9 protein-coding genes and 1 pseudogene are annotated in these 9,104 nt (G+C 34.4%); 8 read left to right on the top strand and 2 right to left on the bottom strand.

Annotated elements, in window-relative coordinates; translation table 11 throughout:
- The coding region (locus O3611_RS09605) for an LPXTG cell wall anchor domain-containing protein (RefSeq protein ID WP_371608510.1) at positions 1-368 on the top strand (368 nt) is incomplete at its 5' end.
- A 404-nt stretch (positions 369-772) separates the two neighbouring features.
- Positions 773-1,227 (top strand): annotated as a pseudogene (locus O3611_RS09600) (transposase); the annotation flags it as partial.
- Positions 1,228-1,594: 367 nt separating this feature from the next.
- Here the strand turns inward: O3611_RS09600 and O3611_RS09595 are convergent.
- Complete coding sequence (locus tag O3611_RS09595; RefSeq protein WP_101782310.1) at positions 1,595-1,933, bottom strand: helix-turn-helix domain-containing protein; 339 nt, start codon at positions 1,931-1,933, stop codon at positions 1,595-1,597.
- A gap of 132 nt (positions 1,934-2,065) precedes the next feature.
- Between O3611_RS09595 and O3611_RS09590 the strand changes: the two genes are divergently transcribed.
- Positions 2,066-4,669, top strand: a complete 2,604-nt coding sequence (locus O3611_RS09590; protein ID WP_371608509.1) for an SEC10/PgrA surface exclusion domain-containing protein — start codon at positions 2,066-2,068, stop codon at positions 4,667-4,669.
- Positions 4,670-5,023: 354 nt separating this feature from the next.
- Here the strand turns inward: O3611_RS09590 and O3611_RS09585 are convergent, their stop codons facing one another.
- Positions 5,024-6,235: an ATP-binding protein gene (locus O3611_RS09585; RefSeq protein WP_371608508.1), complete on the bottom strand. Its 1,212-nt coding sequence runs from the start codon at positions 6,233-6,235 to the stop codon at positions 5,024-5,026.
- Positions 6,236-6,773: 538 nt separating this feature from the next.
- Here O3611_RS09585 and O3611_RS09580 point away from each other — a divergent pair.
- The 5 genes from O3611_RS09580 (at position 6,774) to O3611_RS09560 (ending at position 8,973) form a co-directional block, all read left to right on the top strand.
- Positions 6,774-7,286, top strand: a complete 513-nt coding sequence (locus tag O3611_RS09580) for a hypothetical protein (RefSeq protein WP_371608507.1) — start codon at positions 6,774-6,776, stop codon at positions 7,284-7,286.
- Between the two features lie 16 nt (positions 7,287-7,302).
- Positions 7,303-7,518, top strand: a complete 216-nt coding sequence (locus O3611_RS09575; protein WP_371608506.1) for a hypothetical protein — start codon at positions 7,303-7,305, stop codon at positions 7,516-7,518.
- A 172-nt stretch (positions 7,519-7,690) separates the two neighbouring features.
- A complete protein-coding gene (locus tag O3611_RS09570; RefSeq protein ID WP_371608505.1) occupies positions 7,691-8,236 on the top strand; it encodes a T6SS immunity protein Tdi1 domain-containing protein in 546 nt (181 codons plus the stop codon).
- 31 nt (positions 8,237-8,267) lie between these two features.
- The gene (locus tag O3611_RS09565) at positions 8,268-8,492 is read left to right on the top strand and encodes a hypothetical protein (protein ID WP_371608504.1); all 225 of its coding nucleotides are present in this window, start codon (positions 8,268-8,270) and stop codon (positions 8,490-8,492) included.
- 97 nt (positions 8,493-8,589) lie between these two features.
- A complete protein-coding gene (locus O3611_RS09560) occupies positions 8,590-8,973 on the top strand; it encodes a hypothetical protein (RefSeq protein WP_371608503.1) in 384 nt (127 codons plus the stop codon).
- Positions 8,974-9,104: the final 131 nt, after the last annotated feature.

The raw sequence follows: 9,104 nt of genomic DNA, 5'->3' as shown, positions 1-9,104 counted from the left end.
GGTATGAGAACTTCAAGCAACTCAAAGCCGACCATGACGCATACCTTGCTGAACAACAACGTTTGCAAGCTTTGAAAGATAAAGCAGATGCAATCCGTAAGGCAGGTGGTCAACCTAAAGAAGTTACTGACGCTAACGGTAAAGTAGTTGACATCGTAGATGCTAAGGCTCAAAATAAACCTGTAGTTGCGACAGTGGGAACTAAAGACGATAAAACATATCAAGCTCCTGCACAAGCTACAAATGCAAAAGCAGAACCTAAGAAACAACTTCCAAATACAGGAACGAAGGATTCAGGACTTTTAGCATTGCTTGGAGCAAGTGTTGGACTATTTGCTTTAGCTGGAAGACGAAAATACAATAGATAAAAAGAAAGAGAGCAGTGGCTCTCTTTTCTAATGAAAACAAATTAGTATACATGTAAAAATTTTATATAAGGGAAACTTTTGATATTCTGGTTCGATTTTTGCTTATTTTTGACGAAAGTTTACCTTATTTTAATGAAATTGATTGAAATTAGTTGAAATTTTATTTTTTGAAAACTTATGAAAACGTTGATTTTAAAGCACTTTGAAATTAGATGAAATAAGTGGTGCTCCAACCAGGTCTTAAGAAAGCTCGTAAAGCATCACAATTCTCAAAACGTTAATCAATACGATTATATCAACGTTTCAAAGCACTCAAGAGTTTACCTCATGGGTGCTTTTTTCGTGTTTTTTGAAAAAGTTCACCTCGAAGTCCACCTTATTTTCACCTTATTGTTTTAGAGAAGCACTTAGCACCTGTTTATATTGATGAAACAGGATTCGAGACTTATTTTTATCGAGAATATGGTCGCTCATTAAAAGGGCAATAAGAGGTAAAGTGTCTGGAAGAAGATATCAGAGGATTTCTTTGGTTGCAGGGCTAACAAATGGTGAGTTAATCGCTCCAATGACTTACGAAGAAACAATGACGAGCGACCTTTTTGAAGCTTGGTTTCAGAAGTTTCTCTTACCAATATTAAATACACCATCAGTTAGTATTATGGATAATGCAAGATTCCATAGAATGGGTAGGCTAGAGCTCTTATGTGAAGAATTTGGTCATAAACTTTTACCACTTCCTCCCTACTCACCTGAGTACAATCCTATTGAGAAGAAATGGGCTCATATCAAAAAACACCTCAAAAAGGTATTGCCAAGTTGCAATACTTTTTTCGAGGCTCTTTTGTCCTGTTTCAATTGACTATATAGAGCCAAAAAATTTGACTTTATACGTTTTTCTAAAATACAGAACATGTTAGTTCTTATTTATTATGATTGTACAATGCAAAGAGAAATCATAGTTGTTATAATCAAAAGCGTGATAGTATCAACAAACCTATTTTGTAGCAATAGGAAGTTATTTTTTTATATTATGTGTTATGTTTGTAGCTTATTCACTCAATTTAGAGTTAAAGTCAGATGGTGAAGATTTTGATAGGTTAATGAAATCGTATGTAAAAATAAAAGGTAGAACAAAAGTAGAAAATTTTTAATGAATTTTTGAAGAAATTTGTTAAAATAAGAAAGACTGTAAAATAAAACCCAACCAAAATTTATTTTGGCTGGGTTTATTTGATATTCTTTACAATCTCATTAAATGAAGATATAATTTTTCCTTGCTTATCTTTGGGTAATTTTGTTAAGTTTTCAAAAAGTACTTCTGAAGAATCTTCTCGATCTGATTCAAATGATTGTAGGTTGAAGAACTCCTCGACCGTTAGATTTAGGGCTTTGATTACGGATTCAAGAGTTTTTATCTTAAAATCATACTTCATGTTCTCTATATTTTGAATCGCTTTAACACCTAGGCCAGCGATTTCAGATAATTTTTCTTGACTTAATCCCTGTGCTTTTCTACACTCACGTATGCGAAAAGCGATATGCTTTTGTAATTTATTATATTTCATGTTATCTACCATTTTACTATCTGTTTTCTCTAAAAATAAGTATAATAAACTATCCAAAAACGATAAAAGTATGGTAAAATAGTACTATAGTTTAATAAAATGCATAGGGCATTGTACAAAAGGAGTTTATAAATGTCAAAAGCTACGGAAAATAGTCATAGTACTGCTAAAAAATTGTATACGGGTACGGTTATTTCTGCCATCGCAGCAACTGCAAGTCTTGTCGGCACAATCGGAACTGCTCACGCAGATACAGTAGAGGTTCCATTGCCTACAACTGCTCAAACCGAACCAGCTTTGGTAGAGAAAGAAGCGCCTAAGAAAACTGAAGTGAAAGTTCCTACTAAGGAAGTCACTAAAGAACAAGTTGACGTGGCTAAGGATAAACTTGATAAATCTACCCAAGCAGTAGAAGATGCACAAGCCAAGAAAAGCCAAGCGCAGACTGAAAAAGACCAAGCGCAGACTGAAGTAGGTAATACTCAATCTGAAGTAGATAATGCTCAACAAGCCAAGGATAAAGCGACTCCAGAAAACATTGAAAAGCAAAATCAAGAAGTTACTGGTGCTGAAAAAGGTAAAACTGACGCAGAAAACCAAGAGAAGAATGCTGAAAAAGACCTTAACAAAGCAAAAGAAGTTGTCGCAGACCAAGAACATGTAGTTCATAAGTCTGAGAAAAAAGTAGCGGATGCTTTAAATGAGGTTAAAGATGCTCAGAATGATGTAGATAATGCCCAAGCTATTTTGGACGGTACAGGTCAAGCGAAAGTTGTCGAAGAAAAGGAAAATGCTGAGGCTTTCCAAAAACAAGCACAGGCACAGTTGACGAATGCAGAGGAGGTCTTGGAACAAGCTAAGTCAGACGACAAGAATCTTGCAGATGCAATTTCAAGCGTCCAAAACGAGTTGACAGAAGCTAGTAAGGTAGTAGTAAGCACAGAATCTAAGTTGACTGATGCTACTAATAAAGCTGACCAGACACAAACTGCTCTTGAAAAAGCACAGGATACCTTTACTGTGGCTGAAGCTAGCTATAAGTCTATTAACACTTTCCAAGTTACTGATGAATATGTTAACGCCTTGAAATCCTATGTAAATAATCCTCATGACATTTTGAATGAACGTGATAAGTGGAAAGAACATAGAGAGAAAGTAGAGTCTATCTTAAAATCGGTCAACCAAGAAAATTTGGATTTGAATAAATTCAAAGGAAATGTCACTGATAAAGCTATCAGTGTTGATGCTAATAACTTGACAACCGAACAAATGACAGAACTTTCTCTATTTGCGAGCGATCTACTTAACCAAATCCGTGAGCGTTTTGGAACACCTAAGACTGTTGTAACAAAAGGTATGGTTCAAGTTGCTGACGAAGTGACTGACGGTTACGTAGCTGATGATTGGGGATTCGGAAAAGGTCACGATAACAAAGCAGTAAACAACGTGGCTCGTAAATATGGATTGCCTACTTATGAGGATGATACTCAACAATACCTTGAAAACTTAAACAGTGTCAATAGTGGTGATGAAATTCATACCATGTATGATGCTAAAAAATGGGTTTATGAAAGTATTTCTGACTTGCTATTTAATGGTTGGGAGTGGATGCACGCTCAAAACCTAACAGGTGTATCTTCTGTTCGAGGTGCTACTAAAGAATATTTTGCTTTAGATATTTCTAAGAGTCTAGGACGTACAAGCGCACACTTCATCTCAGTTTTTGATAATCAAGCTGGAAACAAGCTGGATAGGACTGAAGTACCTAACAATAATACATCAGAAAGTATTGTAAAAGCCTATAATACTGCAAATTCTGCTTTATTAAATGCTCAGACTGTAAACTCTCAGGCACAACGTGAAAAAACAAGTGCTTCGCTTGCGAATATCAAGGCTAAAGGGGAGCAGGAAACAATTCAAAAACGATTGGATGCTCTTAAGGCTACACCTTTGAAAACGCCGACTGCTCAAAGCAAACTTGAACAAGCGCAAGACATCCTTGCTAATGCTAACAAGCGCTTAGAAAATGCTGAGAAAGCACTAGAAGCTTTAACTGCTGATGTGAAAACAAAACAAGAAAATCTTACTAATGCTAAGAATGTCCTTGCTCAAAAAGAAGCTAACCTTACTAATGCTAAGAACAACCTAGCAACTGAACAAGATAAATTGCTTGAACTTGAAAAACTAGTACAGATTGCTGAAAACAATCTTGACCTTGCTAAAGACAAAGTAGTACAAGCTACTAAGACGCTTGAAGAAGCTAAAGCTGACCTTGAATCCTTGCTTAACGCAGAGCCTAACCTTGCTAAAGCTAAGAAAGTCCTTTCTGAAAAAGAAACTATTCTTAATCAGAAAGTAACTGCTTTGAAAGAATCACAAGCTATCCTTGACAAGTTGTTGGAAGAACAAAAAATCGACCAAGAGGCTTATGATAAACTCTTCGCCTTATATAGCGAGCAGGTAGAAGCTAAGCGTAAAGAGATTGAAAAAGCAGGTTACAAACCAGTACCAGTAGTAGATGGTAAAGGGAATGTGGTTGATTACACAGCAGAGAAAGTAACGGTAGGAACTAAAGACGATAAAACTTATCAAGCGCCTGCACAAGCTACCAATGCAAAAGCAGAATCCAAGAAACAACTTCCAAATACTGGAACGAGAGAATCAAGTCTCCTAGCGGCGCTTGGAGCAAGTCTTGGACTCATCGCTTTAGTAGGAAAACGAAAATATAATAGATAAAAAGAAAGAGAGCGCCATGCTCTCTTTTCTATGGTGTTGCTCTGATATGTAAAAATTTTATATAAGGTAAACTTTTGATATTCGTTAATACTTATTTTATCGATTATCTTATCAAGATTCGATGCTTTTTAGTAATTTTACATGTAGGCGTAACTGTTTTACTTTTGGTAATTATTTAATACTTTTTCTATAAGTTTCCTACAGCTTGATGGAAGTGATGATGTATTCCAGTATTTTGATGAAGGCTAAATTAGCTTCTACTGAATAAGCTTTTTCAGTCATAACAAAACACTCCTGTTCATAGTTTCACTAAATTTTGACAGGAGTGTTTTTCTTGTGTCTCAATTTATGGGTTCAGTATTTTTCTAGTAACCAATCTATAATGTTTTTCTTCTCAATACCATTGTAATTGGCTGTTGGCTGAATCGTATCCATTGTTAATAGATATTTTGGGAATTGATCTTTAATGGCTTCTAGTGGTCTAAGTTCTCTTTCTAATGTTTCTGGAGCAAGTGTTGTTTCACTGACTTGATAATAAGCGTAGTGACCAAGATCAGTTACAACAACAAAATCAACCTCATATTTATCTAAATTACCAACATATACTTGTGAATATCTACGTCTTAATTCCAAATATACAATATTTTCTAAGATGTGGCCAATGTCTTCTTTGTGGTCTGGTAATAAGAGATGTCGTAAACCTAAATCAACGGGATAATATTTCTCTAAGCGGTGCAATAATGCTCTACCTTTTACATCAAAACGTGGAACGGAATAAAAAAGTAAACTATCTGTCAAAGTCGTCAAATAATTTTCCAAAGTATTATGGGAGATTGAAACGTTTTGGCTGACCAGGGTATTGCGAATCTTATTTGTCGATATTAAGCTTCCCGTACTACTGAGAAGGGTTCGGACAATGCGCTCAATAATTGTAGGATTTGGATTTCCTAATCTAGTGACAATATCATTTAACAGTATTGAGTTATAGATTCCTCTGAGATAATCAATTTTTTCAGCGTAAGATGCTGTTTGTAATAAGTAAGGGAAAGCACTAAAGAGATAATTGTTAAAAATTTCTGTTGTATTCAAATTCTCTGTGAGAGATTGACCTGATAGATATTCTTCAAATGATAAAGGAAGAACCTCTATCTCAACATACCGACCAGTCAAATTTGTAGCTAATTGGCTGCTCATAAAGTAGGCGTTGGATCCAGTCAAATAGAGGTCAACATTTGGTAAGATGAATAGACTATCTGCTACTAGTTCAAATTTTTCAACATGTTGAATTTCGTCTAAAAAGATATAGTATGTTTTCTCTCCAACTAACTGCTCTTTTATATAAGCAAATAATGTTTGAAAATGTCGCAGGTCATAATAACTTAGATCCTCAAAATTGATGGATATGATTTGATTTTCGTCTACCCCAGTTGCTAGTAGTTCCTCTTTATAGAGTTGAAAGAGAACAGATTTACCAGCTCGTCTCACTCCACTCACAACTTTGATGACTTGTCGATCACGATGTCTTCTTAAAAAATCTAAATAATGTGGTCTTTTAATATAGTTCATAATAGATACCTCAAATATAGTATAATATAAATAGAAATTATTTTCAAATTTTTGTAAATAATTTTATATTTATTTTATTATTTTCAATTTATTAGAAATAAAATCTAGAGCTGTTTAAATGTCTTCAGGATAGAAAACGACGATAGAAAAAATTGCATTGACACGAATATACTGTAGATTTGTTATCAAACTATATCATCTTTGTGATGCAGTAGTTCGTATTTCTTAACTACATAAGCTACAAAAACAAAAAGTGATAACCACCCGAATTTTTAAAGTTTTATATGTTGTGCTTGCCACATTTAGTCGCTTATAAATGTAACTGTGAACTGACAAAGTTAATTGCCTCAAAAACTTAATCAATAAGATGCTGTCAACGTTTACGGATATTCAAGGATTTTCTCTTGGATGTTTTTTTGGTGTCTGAACTTGACTATGTATGAGAAAGATATTATGATAGTCAGGACGGCAGTTTATTAAGGCAGTGACTGAAGGCCTAAGTGGCCAAATAGTTTGAGTTCCTACGGTTGATGTGTTTATGACGAAGCTGACGGCAGGGGACTTACTAGTCACGAGGCCACGCAAGGATGTAACTCCTGTTCAGCAACTAGCATTGCCTGGGCTGACTAGTAAGCCACTTACCTTGCCGGCACCAGATCCTGTGTTAGCTTTACCAGCGCCTAAAGTTACATCTAAACCGGATTTTTATGTATCGCCTGATGGCAGAATTTTGTCATCAACGGACTATCGTTATATGGATTCTAAGTATGCTGAACAGACAATGAGAACTATGGAAGCCCCTGGAAGTTACATCAGTTTATCTAAATTTGATTCAGCTAGTAAGGTGCAAGATGCTTATCAAATATCTCCTGCTTGGAGTAATGCGAAGCTTCGTGGAGAGTTTGATACACTTCAGATAATGGATAATGTGTATGTTCCTAAGGAAGCCGGAGATACAGGAAAAGTTTTGGAGCCAATCACATCTTATTATCCCGAATATGGGAAAGGAAGCTATCCACAATTGAAAACTAATTCGGTAATTGAATTTTAAAAAGTGGATCTTATAGGTGACTAATATAAATTATGATGATGTTAAAGAAAAATTATGTAATATTATTATTAAATACATTGATAATCCTGAAATACGTTTACAAATGTTAGAGCAAGCAAAGTCTGTTAATACTGTGAGAGGTGTACTCTATAGTTTAGACACAGAAAAAAACAGAGATTTAACTCAAGAGGAGATTGATTTTTGTAAAGATTTATTTTTTTACTTCGGTTAAAAATAAAATTTTCTAGAGTTTGGGATAGATTCTACGATAATTTCGCTATAGTCTAAAAATTTTACAGCAATTACTATTAAAGATAATGTTGTGGATGAAATCGTTAGAACCACACCTTTTGAAGACTTAACTAAAATTTACTTAAATGTTAAATTACAATATTAGGAGAAAAATGAACTTACAATTCACCAAATTTGCAGCTATGCCAGAAGAAGTCATTGAAAAGTACGCCTCAAAGGTTCCAGACGAATTAGTGGAATTGTGGCAACAATATGGACTCGGATTTTTACTTGATGGTTATCTAAAAATTATCAATCCAGAAGAATATATAGAATTTGTAGAAGCTACATATTTCAGAGGAACAAATGGAGTTCCATTATTTGTTACTTGTTTTGGGGATCTAATTATCTACACTCAGAACGGCTTTATTGATATCATTTATTATGCGAACAATGATTTTGAGGTGATGACGAAACGGATGGATCATTTTATCAAATTTTTAGATGATGATAGTTTTTTAGAAGATTTTTTTGCTATTCCTTTCTATGAAGAAGCGGTTAAGGAGTATGGGAGCTTGGATTACAATCAATGCTTTGGCTTTGTTCCTCTTCTGGTACTGGGAGGAAAAAGGGATTTAGTCAATATTGACAAGGTTGGCATAAAAGAACATTTAGACCTCATTACCCAGATTACAGGCGGTGTGGGATTTGAGAACTAAGGAAAAATAATGATAAAGTGAAGTTGAGATAATGTGGTCTCAACTTCATTTTAAAGGTAACTTTTTCTGTAAAGAGCTTGGAGAATTATTGGCTAAAGAGCCTAAATTATTAGGAATTCAGGGATTAACTACTATGGTAGGTATTGCAACTGAGATAGAGAGAGTTAATCATAACCCCTTCGTTGTTAGAAAAAACACAAAAACCTCTCAAGTGTTAACAGCTGCAGGAGTTCCTAGATCAGTGCTATGTACCTGATAATATCGCTAACCCATCGCATAATAAACTACTGTTGAGCAGTTGCTACGTAATAAACTAACTATTTCTACTGTAAAATCTAGAGGGGGTACGAATAATGGAAAATAAAACGATATACACTCTTCCAATGTTTTCTTCACTTCTGTCTGAGTTACCTCAAATAACTTTTTCAGGTACAACTATTTGTATCAATTTAAAGGGATACGATTGTGATGATATCTATTCAGAAGTTGAATTGATCTTTCAAGAAGTCCACTATTTTTCAAAGACGAACGCATTGTTTTCGGCAAACACAATTGAAGCTTATGATAAAGTTTTAGAAATATTTAATTCATCAATTATACTACAGTTAATGGAAGCCAACAGGAATCTTTTTGAAGAATTGAACAAGCACCAGAAATTAAAGCATTATTCTTTATATCTTGATAGTTATGATGGATATAATATAGTTTGCAAGTCCATAGAAATCAAAGAGTTATAAGATTTTAAGGCAATAAACAATTAGCAAATTAGAATTATCAGATAAAGAACACTTGAAATTGATTCAAGTACTTTTACTGTTCAATAGGAACAAAGTTCCCCAACAATCATTCAAATAATGCGAGACTTATC

The organism is Streptococcus sp. 27098_8_91, assembly GCF_041432385.1.
Classification (GTDB): Bacteria; Bacillota; Bacilli; order Lactobacillales; family Streptococcaceae; genus Streptococcus.
This window is presented reverse-complemented; position numbering and strand designations above follow the sequence as displayed.